Source organism: Synechococcus sp. H60.1 (assembly GCF_047462335.1).
Taxonomy (GTDB): domain Bacteria; phylum Cyanobacteriota; class Cyanobacteriia; order Thermostichales; family Thermostichaceae; genus Thermostichus.
In genome coordinates this window covers 1-20,903 of the sequence record NZ_JANSJA010000241.1, presented here as the reverse complement: position 1 = coordinate 20,903, position 20,903 = coordinate 1, and the positions used below count along the sequence as shown (strand labels likewise).

The 20,903-nt window shown below is 62.7% G+C and carries 20 protein-coding genes; 10 read left to right on the top strand and 10 right to left on the bottom strand.

Translation table 11 applies throughout. The annotated features are described in order from the left end of the window. Nucleotides 1–21: 21 nt before the first annotated feature. The 4 genes from NW852_RS11540 to NW852_RS11525 all read right to left on the bottom strand — a co-directional run bounded on the left by NW852_RS11540 (nt 22) and on the right by NW852_RS11525 (nt 1,964). Nucleotides 22–453 carry a ribonuclease III domain-containing protein gene (locus NW852_RS11540; RefSeq protein WP_414364711.1) on the bottom strand — a complete coding sequence of 144 codons (432 nt, stop codon included), beginning with the start codon at nt 451–453 and terminating at the stop codon, nt 22–24. A 189-nt stretch (nt 454–642) separates the two neighbouring features. Beyond that, nucleotides 643–1,119: a photosystem I reaction center protein subunit XI gene (locus NW852_RS11535; protein WP_414364713.1), complete on the bottom strand. Its 477-nt coding sequence runs from the start codon at nt 1,117–1,119 to the stop codon at nt 643–645. Nucleotides 1,120–1,239: 120 nt separating this feature from the next. Then, the gene (locus NW852_RS11530; protein WP_011434365.1) at nt 1,240–1,359 is read right to left on the bottom strand and encodes a photosystem I reaction center subunit IX; all 120 of its coding nucleotides are present in this window, start codon (nt 1,357–1,359) and stop codon (nt 1,240–1,242) included. A gap of 59 nt (nt 1,360–1,418) precedes the next feature. Further along, a complete protein-coding gene (locus NW852_RS11525) occupies nt 1,419–1,964 on the bottom strand; it encodes a Photosystem I reaction center subunit III (protein WP_414364715.1) in 546 nt (181 codons plus the stop codon). 190 nt (nt 1,965–2,154) lie between these two features. On the opposite strand from NW852_RS11525, the gene tsaD reads away from it, so the two are divergent. Next, a complete protein-coding gene (gene tsaD / locus NW852_RS11520; RefSeq protein ID WP_414371744.1) occupies nt 2,155–3,252 on the top strand; it encodes a tRNA (adenosine(37)-N6)-threonylcarbamoyltransferase complex transferase subunit TsaD in 1,098 nt (365 codons plus the stop codon). On the opposite strand, the gene mnmG is transcribed toward tsaD, so the two are convergent. Continuing rightward, on the bottom strand, nt 3,213–5,147 hold the full coding sequence (gene mnmG, locus NW852_RS11515; protein ID WP_414364719.1) for a tRNA uridine-5-carboxymethylaminomethyl(34) synthesis enzyme MnmG: 1,935 nt from the start codon (nt 5,145–5,147) through the stop codon (nt 3,213–3,215). The two genes, tsaD and mnmG, sit on opposite strands and share 40 nt — an antisense overlap. Before the next feature lie 307 nt (nt 5,148–5,454). Here mnmG and thrC point away from each other — a divergent pair, with 307 nt between their 5' ends. The 6 genes from thrC to NW852_RS11485 all read left to right on the top strand — a co-directional run bounded on the left by thrC (nt 5,455) and on the right by NW852_RS11485 (nt 11,879). After that, nucleotides 5,455–6,795: a threonine synthase gene (gene thrC / locus NW852_RS11510; RefSeq protein ID WP_414376960.1), complete on the top strand. Its 1,341-nt coding sequence runs from the start codon at nt 5,455–5,457 to the stop codon at nt 6,793–6,795. Nucleotides 6,796–6,888: 93 nt separating this feature from the next. Next, nucleotides 6,889–7,413: a fasciclin domain-containing protein gene (locus tag NW852_RS11505; protein WP_414364723.1), complete on the top strand. Its 525-nt coding sequence runs from the start codon at nt 6,889–6,891 to the stop codon at nt 7,411–7,413. A gap of 35 nt (nt 7,414–7,448) precedes the next feature. Further along, nucleotides 7,449–7,724, top strand: coding sequence for a ubiquitin-like small modifier protein 1 (locus NW852_RS11500; protein ID WP_414371742.1), 276 nt, complete (start codon nt 7,449–7,451; stop codon nt 7,722–7,724). A 17-nt stretch (nt 7,725–7,741) separates the two neighbouring features. Further along, on the top strand, nt 7,742–8,329 hold the full coding sequence (locus tag NW852_RS11495; RefSeq protein WP_414371740.1) for a DNA-3-methyladenine glycosylase: 588 nt from the start codon (nt 7,742–7,744) through the stop codon (nt 8,327–8,329). Nucleotides 8,330–8,399: 70 nt separating this feature from the next. After that, nucleotides 8,400–9,617, top strand: a complete 1,218-nt coding sequence (locus tag NW852_RS11490; RefSeq protein ID WP_414371738.1) for a peptidase C39 family protein — start codon at nt 8,400–8,402, stop codon at nt 9,615–9,617. A gap of 354 nt (nt 9,618–9,971) precedes the next feature. Beyond that, complete coding sequence (locus NW852_RS11485; RefSeq protein WP_414426761.1) at nt 9,972–11,879, top strand: hypothetical protein; 1,908 nt, start codon at nt 9,972–9,974, stop codon at nt 11,877–11,879. On the opposite strand, the gene NW852_RS11480 is transcribed toward NW852_RS11485, so the two are convergent. From NW852_RS11480 to NW852_RS11470, 3 genes are all read right to left on the bottom strand, one after another. After that, the gene (locus tag NW852_RS11480; RefSeq protein WP_414371734.1) at nt 11,880–13,346 is read right to left on the bottom strand and encodes a DASH family cryptochrome; all 1,467 of its coding nucleotides are present in this window, start codon (nt 13,344–13,346) and stop codon (nt 11,880–11,882) included. A gap of 357 nt (nt 13,347–13,703) precedes the next feature. Then, nucleotides 13,704–14,000 (bottom strand): HU family DNA-binding protein, encoded by a 297-nt coding sequence (locus NW852_RS11475; protein ID WP_414426760.1) that lies wholly within the window; start codon nt 13,998–14,000, stop codon nt 13,704–13,706. A gap of 257 nt (nt 14,001–14,257) precedes the next feature. Further along, complete coding sequence (locus NW852_RS11470) at nt 14,258–14,485, bottom strand: cytochrome b6f subunit family protein (RefSeq protein WP_414364736.1); 228 nt, start codon at nt 14,483–14,485, stop codon at nt 14,258–14,260. A gap of 143 nt (nt 14,486–14,628) precedes the next feature. Between NW852_RS11470 and NW852_RS11465 the strand changes: the two genes are divergently transcribed. Further along, nucleotides 14,629–15,072: an ATP-binding protein gene (locus NW852_RS11465; RefSeq protein ID WP_414364737.1), complete on the top strand. Its 444-nt coding sequence runs from the start codon at nt 14,629–14,631 to the stop codon at nt 15,070–15,072. Here the strand turns inward: NW852_RS11465 and NW852_RS11460 are convergent. Continuing rightward, complete coding sequence (locus NW852_RS11460; RefSeq protein ID WP_414426759.1) at nt 15,069–16,787, bottom strand: DUF3352 domain-containing protein; 1,719 nt, start codon at nt 16,785–16,787, stop codon at nt 15,069–15,071. The genes NW852_RS11465 and NW852_RS11460 overlap by 4 nt on opposite strands. A 165-nt stretch (nt 16,788–16,952) precedes the next feature. Here NW852_RS11460 and pheT point away from each other — a divergent pair, with 165 nt between their 5' ends. Continuing rightward, nucleotides 16,953–19,430, top strand: coding sequence for a phenylalanine--tRNA ligase subunit beta (gene pheT / locus NW852_RS11455; protein ID WP_414426758.1), 2,478 nt, complete (start codon nt 16,953–16,955; stop codon nt 19,428–19,430). A gap of 106 nt (nt 19,431–19,536) precedes the next feature. Next, the gene (argB, locus tag NW852_RS11450) at nt 19,537–20,439 is read left to right on the top strand and encodes an acetylglutamate kinase (RefSeq protein WP_414364744.1); all 903 of its coding nucleotides are present in this window, start codon (nt 19,537–19,539) and stop codon (nt 20,437–20,439) included. Here the strand turns inward: argB and NW852_RS11445 are convergent. Further along, nucleotides 20,436–20,567, bottom strand: coding sequence for a hypothetical protein (locus NW852_RS11445; RefSeq protein ID WP_414364742.1), 132 nt, complete (start codon nt 20,565–20,567; stop codon nt 20,436–20,438). The genes argB and NW852_RS11445 overlap by 4 nt on opposite strands. Nucleotides 20,568–20,903 lie beyond the last annotated feature (336 nt).

Genomic DNA, 20,903 nt, shown 5'->3' with positions numbered 1-20,903 from the left:
GGTGCAGAGTAAAAGCTGATCCTAACCTTCCCCCTCGCCTATCGTCTCGGCCAAAACATCGGTGAGAGCGAGAATGTGGCGTAGCCGCTCAGGATCGGTGAGGTAGAGGTAGCCCAAGATGGTTTCCAGGCCGCTGGCATTTTGGTAGTCGGCCAAGGGCAAGTGCCGGGGTGGACGACCGCAGCCGTTGCGGCCCCAGCGGACGATCTCCCGCTCTTCAGAGCTGAGATAGGGCAAAAGCGCCAACAGCAATCTGGCCTGAGCAGATCCGCGTACCCGCCTCACCACCTGCCGATGGTAAAGCTCTGGCCGGGTGGGAGGAAACAACTGCTGCCGTCGCACGTGCAGTTCGTAAATGGCATCCCCCAGGTAGGCCAGGGCTGCAGGTGACAGGCGACGGATCTCAGCCAAAGAGAAACTTGCAGAGGTGGGATCGGACAGTAGATCGCTCACGACAGCTTACAACAACTATTTGGAGCACTGCCTAGAACCGCTGCCGTCGGTTCATAGCAAATTCGAGACTCCACTGGCTGGCTCAGTCTATGCTAGGGCAAGCTTCCTGCCTTTTGCCAGTCTTCCTGCTGCCCGGAAGAGGCCCTCAAAGACGTCGTAGATGAGGGGATGGACTAGAGAGGAAACCGCTTAGCCGAAATTGGGGAATAACAGATCTCCATTGAGCAAAAGCAGATAGGCGACAATTGCCCCGCCCATGCCCCCTATCAAAAAGCCGGCGGCCAGCTCGCTCCAGGATTGGGATCCCTGCACTGGCCCGTTGTTGCGCTGCGGGGAGACGGTGCCGTAGAGAGAGAGAGCTGCCGTCATGATCAAGATCAGGCCACAGGCTCCCAGGAAACCGCTCAGCAGGCCGATGGGCTCGCCGCGCAGCGGCCCCAGCTTGGCAAAAGGTCCCACTAACCAATAGCCGTGGGCCATGCCAATTTCCAAACCCCGCCAAACAGGGCTTACTCTCGGCCGGTTAATGGGCAGCCAATCTAGGAAAAGGCGGACGGCAGGGGCATGGTTGATTGGCGTCCAGAAATCGCCAATCTGCGGATCCCCTTCCGGAACGGCGATATATCCCCTATTGGGGGAAACGGTATCGGCAGTGGGTTCAACCATGTCGGCAACTCTGGTTCCAGTGCAAAAAGGGTTAGAAAAATCTCAAATTCCAAAAAGTCTAAAAGACCAGGGATCCCTGTGGGTGTTGTTGCCGCCGCTAGGGATCCCTGGCTTGGGGGTTCAGAACGTCAAAATGTCGGGGAAGAAGCGGTTGATCTCAATGAACAGGGCAAAAACGAAGCTGGAAAACAAGATAAAGGCCACCGGAGCCGTGGTAAGAAACTTGGTGAAATCAGCCATACATACCTCTCAAGTCGGATAGGTCAAGCTAAGCCAAAAGCAGAGGAGAAGCTCCTTCTTCAGCGAGGAGAGATGGGCACGGCCTCTTCCGGCTCCTGAATTTCGCCGCTGGCAATTTCCTTGAAAGCAGCGGCAGGCCAGGCTAAAGCCGTGAGGAAACAGCGCAGTGCCAGGGGGACGTCGATGATGCTTTCTTTCATCTCCGGCTCGTCGCTATTCCGGACAGCAATCAGGTAGGAGCGCCCAGCCCAGCCCAACCAGCCGGCAATGTAGAGGAAAAGTAAGCCAGGGATGAGAAACTCACCGGCATGGCTCCAGCGGCCATCGGTAACCAGGTGGGGCAAGCCTTCCTCGCCACAGAGCAGCTTGCTGTAGCGTTCAAAGCGCTTCGTGGTTTGGGCCAACTTTTGCTGGTAAAGGGGAGCTAGGGAAGGGCTGGCGTTGAGGATCTTCTCTTCGAGGCTGCTCAGGCGTTCGTTCATGAGGGCCTGAAAAGCGGGAACTTCGCTGCAAGGCTTCAGACCGATCAAGGGCTCTGCCTGCACAGCCTGGGCGAGGCCAAGCGCCAGGCAAAGGGCCAACAGGAGACTCAAAAGGGTTCGCATAGCAGGATGTGTCCTTGAGCTAGGGGTCTAGGTCTGTCTAAATGTGCAGGAATGCTAAGTGCAGAAACGGGCACTAAACGGTTAGTATCATACTCCCGAGCGCCTCACCTCGATGGATCCTGAGTTTTAGCCCACACAATTCTTAAGGATCCTGAAGCGTTCCCAACCCTTTTCCCCCACTTGCTCTCCCATGGCCCGCGTCCTCGCTATCGAAACCAGTTGCGACGAAACGGCTGTGGCGGTGGTGGAGGCGGAGCCGAGCTGGCCAGCCTTTGCCCCACGGCAGCTTAGCTCTGTGGTGGCTAGCCAGATTGACCTCCATGCGGCCTACGGGGGCGTGGTGCCGGAGGTGGCCTCCCGCCGCCACGTGGAAACTCTGCCCTTTGTGCTGGAATCGGCCCTGCAGCAGGCCGGGCTGGGCGTGGCCGAGGTGGATGCCGTTGCCGTCACCTGTGCGCCGGGCCTGGTGGGATCCCTGCTGGTGGGGCTGATGGCGGCCAAGACCTTAGCCTTGCTCTACAACAAACCTTTGATCGGGGTGCACCATCTGGAGGGCCACCTGTTCAGCGGCTTTTTGGCCACCGCCGATTTGCGCCCTCCCTGCCTCTGCCTTTTGGTTTCAGGGGGCCACACCAGCTTGATCTGGATGAAGGACTACGGGGAGTACCAGACGATGGGCCGCACCCGTGACGATGCTGCCGGCGAAGCCTTTGACAAGGTGGCGCGCCTGTTGGGGCTGGGCTATCCGGGCGGGCCGCCGATCGACCGCTGGGCGCAACAAGGGGATCCCAACCGCTTCCCCCTGCCCGCGGGCAAGCTGGATCACCCCTACGACACCAGCTTCAGCGGCTTGAAGACGGCGGTGCTGCGCCTAGTCCAACAGTTGCAGCAGGAAGGCCGGGAACTGCCCGTGGCCGACATTGCTGCCAGCTTCCAGGCCTGCCTCACCCGCGTGCTGACCGAAAAAGCGGTGGCCTGTGCCGAGGCGCTGGGCCTCTCAACCCTGCTGGTTACAGGGGGGGTGGCCGCCAACCGGGAGCTGCGAGCTCGCCTGCTGGAAGCGGGCCGACCCAAGGGCCTGCGGGTGATCATCCCGCCTGTTGCCCTCTGTACCGACAACGCCGCCATGATCGGGGCAGCCGGCCTCTGCCACTGGCTGCGCGGGGAGGTCTCGCCCTTGGATCTGGGCGTAGCTTCGCGCCTGCCCCTGGAAGAGATCCCTGCCCTCTACAGCAAGGGGGGCAGAGATTACCGCGAGGTGCTAACGGGTTCTGCCGTTGCCCTCTGACGTTGCCGCACCTCGAGGTAGATGAGCAGGGCGTTGATGTCGGCGGGGTTGACGCCGCCAATGCGAGCGGCCTGGCCCACCGTCAGGGGTCGGACGGCCGCCAGTTTCTCCCGCGACTCTTTGGAGAGGGTGGGGATGGAGTGGTAGTCCAGATCGGGGGGCAGGAGGCGGTGGTACTGCTTGCTCACCTGCTCAATTTGGTTCTGCTGCCGCTGGATGTAGCCGCTGTATTTGACGGCAATTTCTGCTGCCTCCTGCTCAAAGGGATCCAGCTCCTCATTGCCCAAGCCCAGCTCCAGCAGGTCGGCGTAGTGGATCGGGTTGCGGCGCAGGATCTCGGCCAGCGTGGCGGATCCTTTGATCCCCTGGCCGGTCAATTGGCTGAGGTGGATCCCGGCGGGGTCATGGGCCTTAACCCGCTGGGTTTCCAGGCGCTCGATCTCGGCGGCAATGCGGGCTTGCTTGGCCTGGAAAAGAGACCAGCGGCGGTCGTCGATGAGGCCCCATTCCCGCCCCAGGGGGGTGAGGCGTTGGTCGGCATTATCGGCGCGCAGGATAAGACGGTATTCGGAGCGGCTGGTGAGCATGCGGTAGGGCTCCCGCAGCTCTTTGGTGCAGAGGTCGTCGATGAGGGTGCCGATGTAGCTGGACTCGCGCGGCAGCGTCACCAGCGGCTTGCCCTGCACCAGGCGGGCGGCATTGATCCCGGCTATGAGCCCCTGGGCTGCCGCCTCCTCGTAGCCGGTGGTGCCGTTAATTTGGCCGGCGCAGAAGAGCCCCTGCACTTTTTTGGTCATTAGGGTGGGGTAGAGCTGGGTAGCCGGCAGATAGTCGTATTCCACGGCGTAGGCAGGCCGCAGCATCACGCACCGCTCCAGGCCAGGCAAGGAGCGCAACATCTGGATCTGGATTTTCTCCGGCATCCCCGTCGAGAACCCCTGGATGTAGAGCTCCGGCAGATCCCGCCCTTCCGGCTCGATGAAAATTTGATGGCTTTCCTTGTCGGCGAAACGGACGATCTTGTCTTCGATGCTGGGGCAGTAGCGGGGCCCCTTAGCCTCCACCCAACCGCCGTAGACCGGGGTCTCGTGGAGATTTTCGCGGATGATGCGATGGGTCTCCGGCGTGGTGCGGGTGAGGTAGCAGTCCATCTGCTCCCGCGGCACCCACACCTCCGGGTCGAAGCTAAACCAGCGCACGTCGGGATCCCCTGGCTGCCGCTCCATCACCGAAAAATCGACGCTGCGGCGATCCACACGGGCAGGGGTGCCAGTTTTCAGCCGGCCCGTCTCAAAGCCCAGTTGGCGCAGGGTGTCGGTCAGGCCTTCGACGGCAAATTCCCCCGCTCTGCCGGCAGGTTGCCAGTGGCGGCCAATCCAGATGCGCCCCCCCAGAAACGTGCCCGTGGTCAGGATCACCGCCCGACAGCCGAAGACACTGCCAAAGTGGGTAACCACGCCCACCACCTCATCGTTGCGCCCCAGCACCAGGTCGGTGACGGTGCCCTCGCGAAGGGTCAGGTTGGGTTGGTTTTCCACCACCGAGCGCATCACCCGCGCGTACTCGCGTTTGTCGGTTTGCGCCCGCAAGGCCCACACCGCCGGCCCCCGCGAGCGGTTGAGGATCCGCTTCTGTAAATAGGTGCGGTCGGTAACCTTGCCCATCTCGCCGCCAAGGGCGTCGATTTCGTGCACCAGTTGCGACTTGGCCGGGCCGCCCACGGCGGGGTTACAGGGCTGCCAGGCAATCTTGTCCAGGTTCAACGTCAGCATCAAGGTATTGCAGCCCAAGCGTGCTGCCGCCAAGGCCGCTTCACAGCCGGAATGCCCCCCACCCACCACGATCACGTCGTAGTGGTCGAGAAAATCCACGTTGTCTCGTCCAACTTTGAGCATCGGATTGCCCCTTGCTGGCTACCGGGATCCCCTATCCCAATTGGGTTGTTACAGCTTGTTTCTCCAGTCTAGCGATGGATAGAGGGCTATCCCCACATCTCGGCAAGAGGAAAAGGCTCCTTGGCCAGACCCCCACCAGTTTGCCGCCCCGAGGTTGCCCAAACCGGCCAGGATCCCGCTCTCCCCAGTCGAATCTAATCCAGACTATTTTAGTCGGATTTGGTTGACGGGATAGATCGGGGGTGATAAGATGGCCCCCGACGATGGGTAAACAAGATCCAGCCCTTTCTCCTGCCTGAGGCTCCCTATGACGCAAACCCTTTCCCAACGCCCGCTCGTGCCTGCCGCTGCCCCGGCGGCTCCTGCCCTGCGCAACCCCCAGGTGGGCTTCAGCCGCTTGCGCTGCCGCGAATGTGGGGCTGAGTACGAGCCGGTGGCTAAGCACGTGTGCGACCTGTGTTTTGGCCCCCTGGAAGTGGTCTACGACTACGACTGGCTCAAGGGCACCGTCAGCCGGCAGAGCATCCAGGCCGGGCCGCTGTCCATCTGGCGCTATCGGCCTTTTCTGCCAGTGGTTTCGGAGCGGCCCATCGATGTGGGCACCGGCATGACGCCTCTGGTGAAGGCGGAGCGGCTGGGCCGGCGGTTGGGGTTGAAAAACCTCTACATCAAAAATGACGCCGTCAACATGCCCACCCTCAGCTTTAAGGATCGGGTGGTGTCGGTGGCCCTAACCCGCGCCAAGGAGCTGGGCTTTACCACCGTTTCCTGCGCCAGCACGGGCAACTTGGCCAACTCCACCGCCGCCATTGCCGCCCACGCCGGCTTGGATTGTGTCATCTTCATCCCGGCGGACTTAGAAGCGGGTAAGGTGCTGGGATCCCTCATCTACAACCCCATCGTCATGGCGGTGGAGGGCAACTACGACCAGGTCAATCGCCTCTGCGCCGAGGTGGCCGATCGCTACGGCTGGGGCTTTGTCAACATCAACCTGCGCCCCTACTACGCAGAAGGCTCGAAAACCCTGGCTTACGAAGTGGTGGAGCAACTGGGGTGGCAACTGCCGGATCAGGTGGTGATCCCCCTGGCGTCCGGATCCCTGTACACCAAGATTTACAAAGGTTTTCAGGAGTTTGTGAAGGTGGGGCTGGTGGCGGAGAAGCCGGTTACCTTCCATGGCGCCCAGGCCCAGGGCTGTGCACCCATTGCCCAGGCCTTTCGCGAAGGACGGGATTTTGTTACTCCTGTTAAGCCCAACACCATTGCTAAGTCGATTGCCATCGGCAACCCTGCCGACGGCATCTACGCCCTGGAGATTGCCCGCAAGACCGGTGGCCAGATCGCGACGGCTACGGATCCTGAGATTATCGCTGGCATCAAGCTCCTGGCCGAGACCGAAGGCATCTTCACCGAGACCGCCGGCGGCACCACCATTGCCGTGCTCAAACACCTGGCCGAAGCCGGACAGCTCGATCCCGAGGCGGTTACGGTTGCCTACATTACCGGCAACGGCTTGAAGACCCAGGAGGCGGTGCAGGCGCAGGTGGGCCATCCGCTGCTGATCTCGCCCAAGCTGGAGAGCTTTGAACAGGCGCTGGAGCGGGCCCGTACGCTGGAGCGGCTGGACTGGCAGGAGGCCTCGGTTTAAAGCGAGGGGGATCCCCCTGGGCTCTTAACGGAAACTTAATGAAGAACTGTTACGATCCCTGGTACAGGCCCACCTGCTCAGGAGCTTTGCGCCATGCCTATCTTTCGTTCTGTCCGTTACTTTGCGCGTCGCTGCCTGCCGGTGGCGGTAGCGGTGTTGACCCCTCTTGCTTGGGTTCCCACGGCTCGGCCCCAGGGACTGAACACCATTGCCGTTGAGCTGGAAACTTTGCCCAGCAGCTACTCGACGCTGGCGGCGGCTCTGCGGGCGGCGGGGCTGAATACAGCGTTGGCGGGGCCGGGGCCATTTACGGTCTTTGCCCCTTCTGATGTGGCCTTTGGGCAACTGCCGCCGGGCACCGTGGAGACGTTGTTGCAGCCGGCCAACCGGGATCAGCTCACCCGCATCCTCACCTATCATGTGGTGCCGGGGCGGATTACCTCCTTTGACCTGCGGCCCGGCCAATCGACCACTCTGACCACCTTGGCAGGGTTGCCGCTACGGGTGCAGGTGGGATCCGATGGCAGCATCCGGGTCAACGGGGCCAACGTGAACCTGGCGGATATTCCCGTCTCGAACGGGGTGATTCACGGCATTGACGGGGTGCTGCTACCCTAGTCTTCTAATGTTGGTCGTGGACGAAGCATTGGCTTATGGCGGTCAAGGTGTTAATTCCCACCACGCTGCGGGCGCTCACCCGGGATCAGGAGGTGGTCAGTTGCGAGGGATCCACCATTCGGGAATTGCTGGAGGCCTTGGAGCAAAGCTATCCGGGCATCAAGGCGCGGCTGTGCGACGAGAAGGGGGAATTGCGCCGCTTTGTCAATTTTTATGTCAACAGCGAAGATATTCGTTTCCTCAACGGCTCCGAGACCCCTCTTCAGGATGGGGATGAGGTGAGCATCGTCCCTGCGGTGGCCGGGGGCTGAGGGCTGCCGAGCCTGCCGTGGATCCCAGGGATTGGTTAAGCCAGCCGGCGCCGCTGGTGGCGCCTGTTTTGCTGGGCATGGTGCTGGTGCGGCAATTTGCCGATGGGCTGCAGGTGCGGGCCCAGATCGTGGAGACAGAAGCCTACACCGCCGGGGATCCGGCCTGCCACGCCTATCGCCGCAAGACTCGCCGCAACCAGGTGATGTTCGGGCCGCCGGGCCATCTCTACATCTATCGCATCTACGGCCTCTACCACTGTCTGAACATCGTCACCGAGGCGGAAGGGATCCCGTCAGCAGTGCTGATCCGGGCAGCCCAGTTGGATTGCCTGCCGGAGTGGATCCCGGCTAACAAACGACAGAAACCGGCGCGGGTGGCGGCGGGGCCGGGCCTGCTCTGCCAGGCGCTGCGCATCGATGGATCCCACAACGGCTGGCGGCTGGATCCGGTGGAAGCCGGTCAGGAAGGCATTTGGCTAGAGGGATCCCCCTCTGGGCCAGCCCAATGGACCATTGTCCAGACCACCCGCATCGGTATTACCCGCGGCGTGGAGCTCCCCTGGCGCTGGTACATTAAGGGGCATCCGGCGGTGTCGCGCTACTAGTGGGGGCAAGCAGAGCATGGGGGTTGCAAAAGGCCGGAGCGGTTGGCAAGGTCTGCTTAGGCTGGCTGGCGTGACTGTACTGCTTCTGCCGGCGTTGGCTCAGCCGGCTCCCACTTCCCCAGGACTCCTGACAATGCAAGCCCAGATCCCCTCCACCTACCGCACTGGGTTGCAGCGCTGGCAGGCCCCCCAAGGCTTTCAGGACTGGCTAGCCCGCGGGATCCGGCTGAATGCCCAAGGGCAATTGGTTTTGGATCCAGAGGACTGGCGGCAAGCAGTCAGCCTTGAAGGGCCTGAGTCGGCGTTTCAGGGCCAGCCTTTTTATCCCCCCGGCCCCTATTGGGTGGGAGAAGCCGTCAGCCCGGAGGTTCCCGCCGGCTTTCCTCTGGTGGAGGCGATCGTCTCCTGGAATGCCACCACCCCCCCCGGCACCTGGCTGGAAGTGGGGATCCGGGCCAAGCTTGCGGGGCGCTGGACGAAGTGGTATCACGCTGGCGTGTGGGCCGCCGATCCGGCCACCTTGGCCAGCCACTCCGTGGGCGGGCAGGCCGACGAGGACGGCAACCTCAACACGGATTTGTTGGTGCTCCAGGATACCCAAAGGGGGGCAGAGGCTTTTCAGGTCAGGGTGCGCCTGTTCACACAAGAGCCAGGCCGTTCCCCCAGCATGGATCAGGTGGCGGTTGCCTTTTCCAACCAGCCAGCCCAGCCCAGCCACCTCCCCCCTGGGGATCCCAGCCGCTGGGGCCAGGTCTTGGATCTGCCCTTGTGTTCCCAGATGGTCTACGCCGACGGGGGAGCAGCTTGGTGCAGCCCCACCGCTTTGGCCATGGTGATGGCCTACTGGCAGCGGGATCCCCGTCCCTGTGAGCCGTTGGTGCGCGCCGCGGTGGCCGGGGTGTACGACCGGGTTTACCAGGGCCACGGCAACTGGGCCTTCAATGTGGCCCATGCCGCCGAGCGAGGGTTGGCCGGCCTGGTGGCGCGGCTGCAGAGCCTGGCCCAAGCAGAAGCCTGGATTGCGGCGGGAGTGCCGGTAATCCTTAGCTACGCCTGGGGTGAGGGCGAGCTGGAGGGGGCGCCGCTCCCCCGCAGCAATGGCCATCTGGCAGTGCTGGTGGGGTTCGATAACCAAGGGGATCCCATCCTCCACGACCCGGCGGCCCCGACCCACGCAGAAGTTCGCCGCACCTACCGCCGCGACCAGCTGGAGTCTTTGTGGTTGGCACACTCCGGGGGTACTGTCTATTTGATTTATCCGCGGGACTGGCCGATCCCAGAGCTATAAGTCTAACGACCGTCGCTCACCCTGCCAGACGCTTCTGCTCGAAGAGGCTGGGATCCCGATCTGGACACTTGAGCAGACAAACGCAGACACAACTTGGCAAGCACCCAACTGCCATCTGGCTTTTCGGCGGGGATTTGAGTAAGGATGTAAAGAGTGAGGAGTGTAACTCACCTGTGGGTGAGGGCAGTTGGTTATGAATAGAAATGCAGTTCAGGGCCTGAGGCATTGGCCGGGCTGGCTCCTGCAGCAGGGAAGGTGTTGGGCAGTTTTCGCCGGCTCGTACGCTGAGGAAGACAGGCATGGAGGTTTGGGTTCCCGCCATTTCCCAGTTTGGGGGAGAGGATAAGCTGCATCATGCCACGACGGGTTTCCCCTGCACCGCTATCCTTGCCGGCGCTGAGTGCCCTGGTGCTGGCCCTTTCGGCCTGCGGCGAGCTTTCTTCTTCTAATTTGTCTCCCAGCGTCGTTCCCCCTTCTGCCCTGCAACCGCTTTCCACTCCAACTCCCCTCGCCCCCTCCGCCTTTGCCCTCACGCTCGAACAGGCCCGCCAAGCGGGTCTGGCGCTGCCCAACAATCGCATCGTTTTGCTGCTCCAGGAACAGGGATCCGATCTGGTGGCCCAGCTGCCAGCCTCCGAGGTGGAGCGCTGGCTGGCCCGCACCGCCACCTGGCCGGGGGTGGAAGGGATCGACCTCAGCATTACCCTGGGCAGCTATCGCCAAACCGCCACCGCACCCCTGCGCTCAGGGCAGCCGGCCACCTTCACCTTTACCAACCCGCCCGCGGGCGAAGCGGAGCTGAGCGCCGTCGCCTACCGGGGATCCACCACCTTGGCGGAAGGGAAGGGATCCCTGACCCTTTCTGACCGCTCTGGGGGCTCTGGCGGGGCCAATCGCCGCCTGGCCATGCTGGTCCTCGCCGAGGTAGAGGTGCCGCTGCTGCATACGGGGTCGGGGGTGCCGGCGCCCGGCCAGCCCCTGCTGCTGTTAGGAGAAAACCTGGAGCGGGTGGAAACGGTTTTGTTTGCTTCAGCCGCCAATCCCGAGCGCAGCTTGAGAGGGGAGATCCGCTCCCGCAGCAGCGACCGCCTGACGGTGATGCCGCCGGCCTCCCTTTCCGGAACCGTTTGGGTGGCCGTTGCCGATGCGGCGGGGCAAGGGTTGGGAACCTTGGTTTACGAGTGGCCGGCCCCTACCCCCTCACCCACCCCTACGGCGGCGGCAGCCTCAGCCTGGCGGGTGGAGACTTTGCTGAATGGCCGCACCGCCTCGGCAGTCCTTCCTAGGAACAGCGTCTCTGATGGCGGCGGCGAGGCCGAGATCCCTCTCAAACAGATTGGCGGCATTGCTGTTGATCCAGAAGGGTTCTTTTACTTGGCCGACCCGGCCCAGCACCGGATTTTTCGCCTTTCTCCCGAAGGGGAACTGGAGGTTTGGGCCGGCAGCGGCAAGGCCGGCTATCGGGATGGAGCGGCTAATCAGGCCCAGTTCGACTCCCCCCAAGGGCTGCTCTGGGATCCCAAAGGGGGAGTGTGGGTGGCCGACAGCGGCAACCACTGCCTACGCCACATCAGCCCTCAGCGGCAGGTAACCACCTTTGCCGGCACTTGTGTAGCCGGCTACCGTGATGGGGAGCGCGACCAGGCGCAGTTTCGCGAGCCCTTTGGCCTGGCCTTGGGTCTAGAGGGCAGCCTTTACGTGGCCGACCGTGCCGACCGCCGCATCCGCCGCATCACCCCCGCCGGCGAGGTGACCACAGTGGCTGGCACCGGACAGCCGGGATCCGCCGATGGCCCGGCAGAACAGGCCCAGTTCCTGCAGCCCACGGCCCTGGCGGTGGACAGGGAAGGGAATCTCTGGATCGCTGACCGGCATCGCCTGCGCCGGCTCTCTGCCGACGGAGAACTGACCACCCTCTCCAGTACAGAGGCGGGCTACCGCGATGGCCCCTTGGCGCAAGCCCGTTTTCAAACCCTTGCAGGGCTGGCCTTCGATGGGTCGGGGAGCCTCTGGCTGGCCGACCGAGATAACCAGCGCATTCGGCGGCTGCAGCCTAATGGACAGGTTGCCACCTTGGCCGGAGGGGAGGAGCCAGGCTGGCAGGATGGCCCCGCCTCCTCGGCCCGCTTCCAGCAGCCCGGCCATCTGCTCATTTTGCCGGATGGCAGCGCGGTGGTGGCAGATAGCGGTTTACCCGGCTTGCGCCGTCTTAGCCGCCTCCTCCCCCCGCCCGCTACTCCCGTTTCCAGGGGATCCCCCTAGCTAGCGGCGCCGGTGGCGGGCCAAGGCCGCTTCGTAAGCCCGCCGATTGGCCTGCAGGGACTTTTCCAGATCCACCAGAGGGCGGGGATAGTCTACCCCTAGCCGCACGCCAAACTGCTTTTGCTCAGCGGCGCTGAGGCGATAGGGCTCGTGGATCTTCTCCCCCGGGATCCCGGCCAGTTCCGGCAGCCAGTGGCGTAAGTAGTGGCCTTGGGGATCGTAGTCGCGGGACTGCTTGGGAATGTGGAAGTAGCGGAAGCCGCGGGCGTCGTTGCCCACACCGGCAGTGTAGTTCCAGTTGCCATAGTTGCTGGCCACGTCGTAGTCGATGAGCAGCGACTCAAACCATTCCGCCCCCAGGCGCCAGTCAATCCCCAGGTTTTTGGTTAGAAAGCTGGCCACATTCTGCCGCCCGCGGTTGGACATAAACCCCGTGGCCGCCAACTCCCGCATGTTGGCATCCACCAGGGGGTAGCCGGTCTCGCCGCGGCACCAGGCCTGAAAGCGATCCCAGTCCTGCTGCCAGGGGATGGGGATCCCCTGGATCCCGGAGGGGCGAAACAGCTTGGCCCCGTGCTTGGCCAAGATGAAGCGAAAGTAATCCCGCCACAGCAGCTCGAACACCAACCAGTAGGTGGATTCGTTGCGCACCCGCTCCTGCTCGTAGCGCTTGACTTCGGCATACACGGTGCGGGGGGAGAGGCAGCCTAACGCCAACCAGGCAGAAAGGCGCGAGCTGTCGTTGGGATCCAGCATGCCATTGCGGGTTTCTTTGTAGACGCGCAACCGGTCCAGCTCCCAGATATAGGTCTGCAAACGCGCCTGGGCGGCGCTGCTGCCACCCGTGTAGACAAAGCGGGCGCGGGGATCCGGCGGAGGCAAGCTCAGCCCCAGCTCAGCCAGGGTGGGCAGAGGGCCGGGATCCAGCCCCGGCGGCAACGGCGGGAGAGAAGGGATGGGCAAGGGATCGCGGACGCTGGCCTTGGCTTCCACCTGCTGGCGGAAGCGGGTGAACACCTCCGGCAGCTCTGCCAGAGCAAAGGGGAGATCTTCGGGGTGGTAGAGGGTGTGGCCCCAGTCCAGGTGCAGCGGGATCCCCAAGTTCTGAAGCGCTTCCTGGAGGGCAGTGGCTACCGCCTCCTCCTCCGTGCCCACTTCTGCATGGGCATAGACAGCCTTCACCCCCCACTCCCGCGCCAGGGCCGGGATCACCTGCTCCGGCTGGCCCTGGCGGATGACGAGGTCGGAGCCGCGGACTCGGAGCTGCTGCCGCAGATCCGCCAGGCTTTCCAGCAGGAACTGGGCGCGGAAAGGGCCGGTTTTGGCGAAGCCAAAGGCCGTTTGGCCAAAGTGGCGGGGATCCAGGCAGTAGAGGGGAATGAGGAAGGAGCCCTGTTGGCATGCCCGTGTTAGCGGCTGGTGATCCAGCAGGCGCAAATCGGTGCGAAACCAGAGCAAGACGGCCATTCTGCAAGTATCCTAGGGGGGTGACGCTCTCCCCAGCCCTAAAGGGCGGGGATTCTTCCTCGCTCATCGCAAGCTACGCAAGCACGCCGGTGGGGCTGCCACCCCACGCCAAGACGCCATAATCCCAACTCCTGGGCCTAGGCCCAGATACTGGCGCCGAATGCAAAAGGCCCGCAGTAAAGTTCAGCAGGGCCAGCGTATCCAGTTGCGGAGTTGGTTTTCGATGGACGGTTTGATAGCAGCAAGTTGCGCGCCTCCTGCGAGGCCATCCTGATACTACTCCAGGCTACATACTGCCGAGATTAGGCGGCTTATCCCCAGGACTAAAGACCGGGGCTTGCGCCGCCGTATTCGTGGTCAAACCGAGCCCAGCCGCTGCTCCCCCCTGGGTCGCCCCAGTTCTGGGCTGGGAACGAAATGGGGCACCTGAGCAGGCGGGATGTGGATGGGGGCTTTGGTGCGCGGGTGATAGGTTTGCCGAGCGGGGCGGTAGCGCAACGAGAAAGTTCCGAAGCGCGCCAGCCGCACCGATCCCCCCTCGGCCAAGCAGCGGCTGATGCTCTCCAGCATCGCCTCCAGGGCGGCAGCAGCCATCTCCACCGTCAGGCCATCCACCTGGGCGGCCATCTGGCGGGCCAGCAAACGACGATTCAAATGGGGAGGAGAAGCCACGACCACTTATCCAGACAACGGCAACAGGACACCAGCGACCCTGGGCTTGATGCTCACAACCTGTGTAGCGAGAACCCCCTCCAAAAGGGAACGGCGTCACCCGGGCCGGCTACCTAAAGCGGAAATGCAGGCTTGAGAAGTTTGGAGCCGGGGCAACCCCTCTGGCGGAAACTTACACGCAGAGGGGATCCGACACTGCAACTGCCCCTGATCCCCTCTCTAGCCGGTATCCAGACTGCTCAACTCGGCTCATCCTTGGCGTGGCCGGAATCGACCGCTTCCAGCTCGCTCTCGAAAAACCAGTGCCGGGATCGATCGGGAAATTCCAGAATATAGCCAATGCCACTGCCATCGACCACCCGCCGTGCCAGCACTACGGCCTCCTTGCCTACCAGCGCGCTCACCTCTTCTTGGCCGCGATCCCGAATAGAGCGCACCTTAACCTTATCCCCAACTTTGATCACCATAGCCGATCAGGGTAACCGCGAAGAGCTTCTCCACTCAAGATGGTACGTCAAAAAGGATCCCTGCCGGGATCTGGCCCGACCGGGCTGAGGCCAACGGGGATTGGCTAGAATGGGAGGAGAGCGTTGCGCCCCCAGCTGCCCCTGTGATTGCCCTCTCCCTCAAGCCCGCCAACTGCTCCTGGAGCGTTATCAGCTTTCCCTCCACCCTCTACACCCAGCCGGTTCTGGATTTGTTGATCGCAAAAGTTCCCCCCCCCTGGAGAGCGGAGGTGCGTTTGGGCCTGCAAGAGGCGATCATCAACGCCGTTCGCCACGGCAACGGCCTGGATCCCAACAAGAGGGTGATTGTCGAATACGCCAGCTCCGAGCCGTTTTATCAGTGGCTGGTGCGGGATCAGGGCTCCGGCTTTCGTCCCCAGGAGGAGCTAAACCGCTGCCGCTGCGGCATCCTGGAAACGGAAGAGTCGGGGCGGGGAATGCTCCTGCTCACCCAAATTTTCGACTTTGTGCAGTGGAACGAGACGGGCAACCAGCTCTACCTGGGCAAGTACATTCACCCCGGCTGCCGGGATCCCTGGATCGTCTAATACCACTGCCAAAACAGCTTGCCCCTCTGGAGAAGCCAGCGCCCCCGATCCGGATAGGGAGCCTCGGACAGCGTCAGGGCAGTGGTGGCGAAGGCCAGGCGCGTGGACGACCAGCGGGATCCCTGCAGTTGGGGCAGCCAAGTTTCCGGTAGAACTCCCAGGGATCCGTACCCATAGCCCAGGTTGCGGTGGGGCAGGGGGGCCACCAGGCGGCGCCAGGCGCGGTCAGCGCTCAAGGGGGGATCCGCCAGGGCCGCTTCCAAAGCCGCCAAAGAAGAAGCCAGGTAGGCATAGCCTTCCCGGTCGGTGTGGTACACCTGGGCCAAGAGGGGCGATGCTCCCGGGATCGCGGGCAGGGCTTGGGGAAGAGCCTCTGCCGCCTGCAGCTGGGGAGAGCCTCCCCCGCCGCTGACCTGCAGCAGCTTAGCGGCCAAGAGGGGGATGTCTTCTCGCGGCGTGGAGTGGCTTGGCTGGGGTTGCGGCTGGGCCGCTGGCTTGCTCCAGGCGGTGGCGGTGCCACGCTTAGTTGCAATCGATACCACCTGCCAGCCCTGGGCGATTGCCCGCTCATCCAGCGTTGGCGCATCTGGCATCTCGCCAACCCACAGCCAGGCCAGTTCTCCATCCGTGGGCAAAAAGGCAAGGGCGAACTCTCCCCTTTCCGGCAACACGTGCTGCCAGTCCAGCTCCACCTGCGATTGCAACTGCTGCAGCCATTGGCCGGGATCCAGCCGCAGCCCGAAGAGGCTCAGGGGCTGCATCTGCCCCAGGCTCTGCCAAAGGGCAGCCCAGTTCTTTCCGGAAATTAGCGCTAGCGTCTCATCAGGCAGATGCCGAATAACCTGCGGACGAAAAGTTTCTCCAGTCGGCAAAGCAAAGTCAGCAGGCGTATGCCAAAGGACGGCAGTTTCGGCCACCAACCCCCGGAAGTTTACCCCCAGCCCCAGCCCCACTGCCTGCAACGCCAGGGCGTCGGGAGAGGGGGATTCTGGATTTTGCCAGAAAGCCCAACCCACATGCGCCTCCCGTAACGGCTGGATCACCTGCCGAAACCGTGGCTCGGTCACCAACGACAATTGCGGCAACTGCCAGGCATCGATGGCGGCGCGAATGGCAGCAGCCTGTTCTGCCAGCAGCACATAGCGCTTGCCGAAAAGGGCTGCCGCGAACCCCTGCAACTCCGGAAGTGGGCTGGACACCACCTGAATGCCCTTGTAGGTATCCACCTGCACCGGCAAGCCGGCCAAGCTCTGCCGCTCCCACAATAGGTTCAGCTCGAATTGGGCAAGCGCCGCGTCGCGAGTTTCCAAGGCAACCAAGGTGCCCCACTCCGGCAAGCTGGCCAAGAGGGTACTCTTCCCCAGCCAAGGCTGCACCTCTTGCTCAAAGTCCAGGGATCCCCCCGCCAACACGGCTCCCAGCCAGCCCGGGCCTGCGCCAGAGAAGAACTTCCGCCACTGCTGGCGAGTGGCGCGTCGTTGGGAAGCGGGGGTTGCCGCTTGCCAGAATGCCTGCAAATCCTCGAGAGGGGCGGCCAGCAGCAGCAGCGCCTGGGTGGAACGGGGGGCTAGGCCTACAATCGGCGGCAGCGGCGGACGAGACAGCAACAAAGCCAAAGGGCTTTGGGTGAGCAGCCAGGTGATGGCCCACACCATCATGGCAGCTAGAAGGCCCAGACCGATCAGGATCCTGCGCAAGAGTTGCCGTTGTCCCATACCCACATCCACAGCCTGAAATACGCGCTGTCTCGCCTCGGTGCCAGCACCTCAGCATGGCGTAACCATCTTACCTGCGAGGGGAAGTTTGCGCGCCTTGCTTGCCTTTGGCCCGGACTCGGAGTGAGCGATAATGGGTGCGGCGTTTGCAGCGATGGCTCAGCGATGCGCATTTCCTTGAAGTGGCTGCGGGAATTGGTGGACTTTGAGCTTTCCCCGGAAGAATTGGCAGAAGCCCTCACCCTGGTGGGGTTTGAGGTGGAGGAGATTGAAGATCGCCGCAGTTGGGCTGAAGGGGTGGTGCTGGGCAAGATCCTAGCCGCCGAGCCCCATCCCAATGCTGACAAGCTGCGCGTTTGCCAGGTGGACTTGGGCTCCGAGCAACCGGCCACCATCGTCTGCGGAGCGGCCAACGCCCGCGCTGGCCTCCTCGTGCCTGTGGCCACGCCGGGCACTCATCTGCCCGCTGTGAACCTGACCATCGCCAAAGCAGAGAAGCGGGGAGTGATCTCGGAAGGCATGATCTGCTCTTTGGCTGAGCTGGGGCTGGAGAGGGTTTCGGAAGGGATCCACGAATTTCCGCCTGATTTGGATCTCAACCTGTACCCGCTGGGGTCTGACGCCCGCCCGCTGCTGGGCCTGGATGATGTGGTGTTGGATCTCACTTCCACCGCCAACCGCGCCGATGCTCTGAGCATGGTGGGGATTGCCCGCGAGGTGGCCGCCCTCACCCGCAACCCGCTGCGCCTGCCACCAGTTCAGCCCCTACAGGCCAAGCCCATCCCCAATTTCAAATTGCGCATTGCCGACGCCAAGGCCTGCCCCGCCTACAGTGGCGTGTTGATTGAGGGAGTGAAGGTCGGCCCTTCTCCCGACTGGCTAAAACATCGCCTGGCCGCCGCTGGCATGCGCTCCATCAACAATGTTGTGGATGTTACCAACTTGATCTTGCTGGAATGGGGCCAGCCCCTGCACGCCTTCGACTGGGATCGCCTGCTCCAAATCATGGGCAGGAAGAAGCCCACCATTGAGGTGCGCTTTGCCCAGGCGGGAGAAACCCTAAAAACCCTGGACGGCCAAACCCGCACCTTGCACCCTGAAAGCCATCTCATCGTGGCCGGCGGCCAGCCGGTAGCCCTAGCAGGTGTGATGGGGGGAGAAGAGACAGAAGTGAGCTCGGCCACCACTAGCATTTTTTTGGAGGCAGCCCTCTTTGACCCAGTGGTGACGCGCCGCTCGGCCCGCTCGCAGGGGCTGCGCACAGAAGCCTCGGCCCGCTACGAGCGGGGGGTTAATTTTGCTACCCTCGACCTGGCGCGGGATCGGGCGGTGCAGTTGATTTTGGGGCTGGCGGGAGGATCGGTGGTTGGCCTCACTACCTTTGACCAACGTCCGCCCTTAGAACGTACCCTGAAGCTGCGGCTGTCGCGCCTCATCGACGTGTTGGGGGAAGAGGTGCGGCCAGAGGAGGTGGAGGAAATCTTGTCGGCTCTGGGCTTTCAGCTTTCCCGCTGTCAGAAAGTTGCCCCGGAGGCTCCCTCCCTCCCTGCTACGGAGACAGCGAGCGTGGCCTGCTGCGTTTGGCAGGTAACTGTTCCCCCCTACCGCCTGCGGGATGTCGAACGGGAGATCGACCTGATTGAGGAATTTGCCCGTCTCTACGGCTACGACCGCTTCTCGGAAACCCTGCCCACGGAGCCGCAGGTGGGATCCCTCTCTGCACGGGAAACATTGACCCGGCAAATTCGCGAGGTGATGCGGGGCATCGGTCTGACGGAGGTGTACCACATCTCCCTCTGTCCGGCGGAGGAGGACAGCTCCCTGGTCAAAATCGCCAATCCGCTTTCCCCCGAGTACTCCGCTGTGCGCAAGGCGCTGTTGCCGGGCTTGGTGGAGGCTTTTCGCTTCAACTGGGATCAGGGCAACGGCCCCCTACAGGCTTTTGAAATTGGCCACGTCTTTGCCTATGCCCCTCCCTCCAGTCCTGAGCCCTATCAGGAGGCGGAGCACCTGGGCGGCATCCTGGGCGGGGATCCCAACCCCAACGACTGGCGGCACCACAACCGACCCATGGACTGGTTCGAGGCCAAGGGGCTCTTGGTCTCGGCGCTGGAGCGGCTGGGATTTGCCCCCGAGTTTCGCCCGGATCCCCCTGAGGCGCAGTCGCGGCTGTTGCACCCCGGTCGGCAGGCCGGTATTTGGATCGAGGGATCCCGCACCGGCATCTTCGGGCAGTTGCACCCCCGCCTTTGCCAGGAGAAGGACTTGCCGGATGAGGTCTATGGGTTTGAGCTGGAGTTGGATCCCTTGCTGGCCAGCCTGGAGAGGCGGGGCCTGGTACGATTTTCTCCCTTCTCGCCTTTTCCGGCCTCGGATCGGGATATCGCCTTCTTTGCGCCGCTGGAGCTGTCAGTGGCAGAAATTGAGAAGGTGATCCGCCAGGCGGCGGGCCCCCTGCTGCAGTCGGTGCAGCTTTTCGACGAGTACCGCGGCCAAAGTGTGCCGCCGGGCCAGCGCAGCCTCGCCTTCCGCCTGGTCTATCGCGCTCCGGATCGCACCCTCACCGATGCGGAGGTGGAAGCCGCGCAAAACCAAGTAAGAGCCCAGTTGGAGAAACACTTTCCGGTTACCTTGCGCAGCTAGCAGCCTGTCAGTTTCTAGTACGATCTTCTGGAAGTTTTTGTCTTACACGGGATCCCTAGCCGTGCAGACCAACGCCTCTCTTTCAGGAACAACCAGCCCTCAGGCTGTGACCTGCGATCCCCTGACGCGGGCGCAGATTCTCATCGAGGCTCTGCCCTACATTCAGCAGTACCAAGGCCGCGTCATGGTCATCAAATATGGCGGCGCCGCCATGGTGCAGCAGGAGCGCCGAGCTGAGGTGCTGCGGGATATTGTTTTTCTTGCCTGTGTCGGCATTCGGCCGGTGCTGGTGCATGGAGGAGGGCCGGAGATCAACAGTTGGCTGCAGAAGTTGGACATCCCCTTCAAGTTTGTCGATGGCCTGCGAGTAACCGATGCTGCCACCATGGAGGTGGTGGAGATGGTGCTGGTGGGCAAAGTCAACAAACAGATCGTGCAGCTCATCAGCCTGGCCGGCGGCTCGGCAGTAGGGCTGTGCGGGCGGGACGGCAATTTAATTCGAGCCCGCTCCCAGGGCCGAGCGGAAATTGGCTTTGTGGGAGAAGTCAGCACCATCAACCCCCAGTTGGTGCAAACTCTGTTGGAGGGCGGCCAGATCCCGGTGATCTCCAGCGTGGCCGCCGACGAGACGGGCCAAGCCTACAACATCAATGCTGATACGGTGGCTGGGGAGCTGGCGGCCTCTCTGGGGGCCGAAAAGTTAATCCTTCTCACCGACACCCCTGGCATTCTCAGAGATCCTGAGGATCCCAGCTCCCTGATTCCACTCCTGGATATCGAGATGGCCCGCCAGTTAATCCAGAGCGGCGTGGTTAGGGGCGGCATGATCCCCAAGGTGCAGTGCTGCATTCGCGCTCTAGCGCAGGGGGTTCGAGCTGCCCACATCCTAGACGGGGGATCCCCTCATTCCCTGCTCTTGGAACTGCTAACCGATGCCGGCGTGGGCACTAAGCTTGTCCCCTCTCAATTTTCCGCCCAGTTGGAGAGGCTCAACAGCGGGGCTGGCTAGGCCTCTTTGATAAAGCGGCGGATCTCCCCCACCTGGCCAAGAAATTGGCTATCCACGCTCAGTTGCGCCACGGCTTGGCGGGTCTCTTGTCGGATTTGGCTGGGCTCTAGCTCGTTGCTGGCGCGCACCTGTTCCGGTTGGGTTTTATCGAGAGCCCAAAAGCCCGAAACAGGCCAAACAGGAGGCCACCGCTGATCAGCAGCAGCCCCGCCACCCAAATCGGGAAAAAGATTTTCGCGTAGGAAACTGAGTAGGACGTTGAGTAGGTAGACATCGCCGGTTTTTCTTCATTAAGCTGCCTACAGCCTGCCCTAGCCAAGCGGCCAGAATGCCCTGAAACAGCCAGTTTTCCATCTGTCCCCCAGCAACAAGCAGCGCAGACCCCACCCCCCCTCTCCCTTTGGGAGTGGGGACGGGGGTGAGGGCCCACCCTCTTCAGGGAGCGAGGTTTCAGTAGATAAGTT

Coding starts and splice junctions, on each gene's coding strand:
- NW852_RS11535 (WP_414364713.1), bottom strand. CDS start 1,119: ATGGTTGAACCCACTGCCGATACCGTTTCCCCCAATAGGGGATATATC.
- NW852_RS11530 (WP_011434365.1), bottom strand. CDS start 1,359: ATGGCTGATTTCACCAAGTTTCTTACCACGGCTCCGGTGGCCTTTATC.
- NW852_RS11525 (WP_414364715.1), bottom strand. CDS start 1,964: ATGCGAACCCTTTTGAGTCTCCTGTTGGCCCTTTGCCTGGCGCTTGGC.
- tsaD (WP_414371744.1), top strand. CDS start 2,155: ATGGCCCGCGTCCTCGCTATCGAAACCAGTTGCGACGAAACGGCTGTG.
- mnmG (WP_414364719.1), bottom strand. CDS start 5,147: ATGCTCAAAGTTGGACGAGACAACGTGGATTTTCTCGACCACTACGAC.
- thrC (WP_414376960.1), top strand. CDS start 5,455: ATGACGCAAACCCTTTCCCAACGCCCGCTCGTGCCTGCCGCTGCCCCG.
- NW852_RS11505 (WP_414364723.1), top strand. CDS start 6,889: ATGCCTATCTTTCGTTCTGTCCGTTACTTTGCGCGTCGCTGCCTGCCG.
- NW852_RS11500 (WP_414371742.1), top strand. CDS start 7,449: ATGGCGGTCAAGGTGTTAATTCCCACCACGCTGCGGGCGCTCACCCGG.
- NW852_RS11485 (WP_414426761.1), top strand. CDS start 9,972: ATGCCACGACGGGTTTCCCCTGCACCGCTATCCTTGCCGGCGCTGAGT.
- NW852_RS11480 (WP_414371734.1), bottom strand. CDS start 13,346: ATGGCCGTCTTGCTCTGGTTTCGCACCGATTTGCGCCTGCTGGATCAC.
- NW852_RS11470 (WP_414364736.1), bottom strand. CDS start 14,485: ATGGTGATCAAAGTTGGGGATAAGGTTAAGGTGCGCTCTATTCGGGAT.
- NW852_RS11460 (WP_414426759.1), bottom strand. CDS start 16,787: ATGGGACAACGGCAACTCTTGCGCAGGATCCTGATCGGTCTGGGCCTT.
- pheT (WP_414426758.1), top strand. CDS start 16,953: ATGCGCATTTCCTTGAAGTGGCTGCGGGAATTGGTGGACTTTGAGCTT.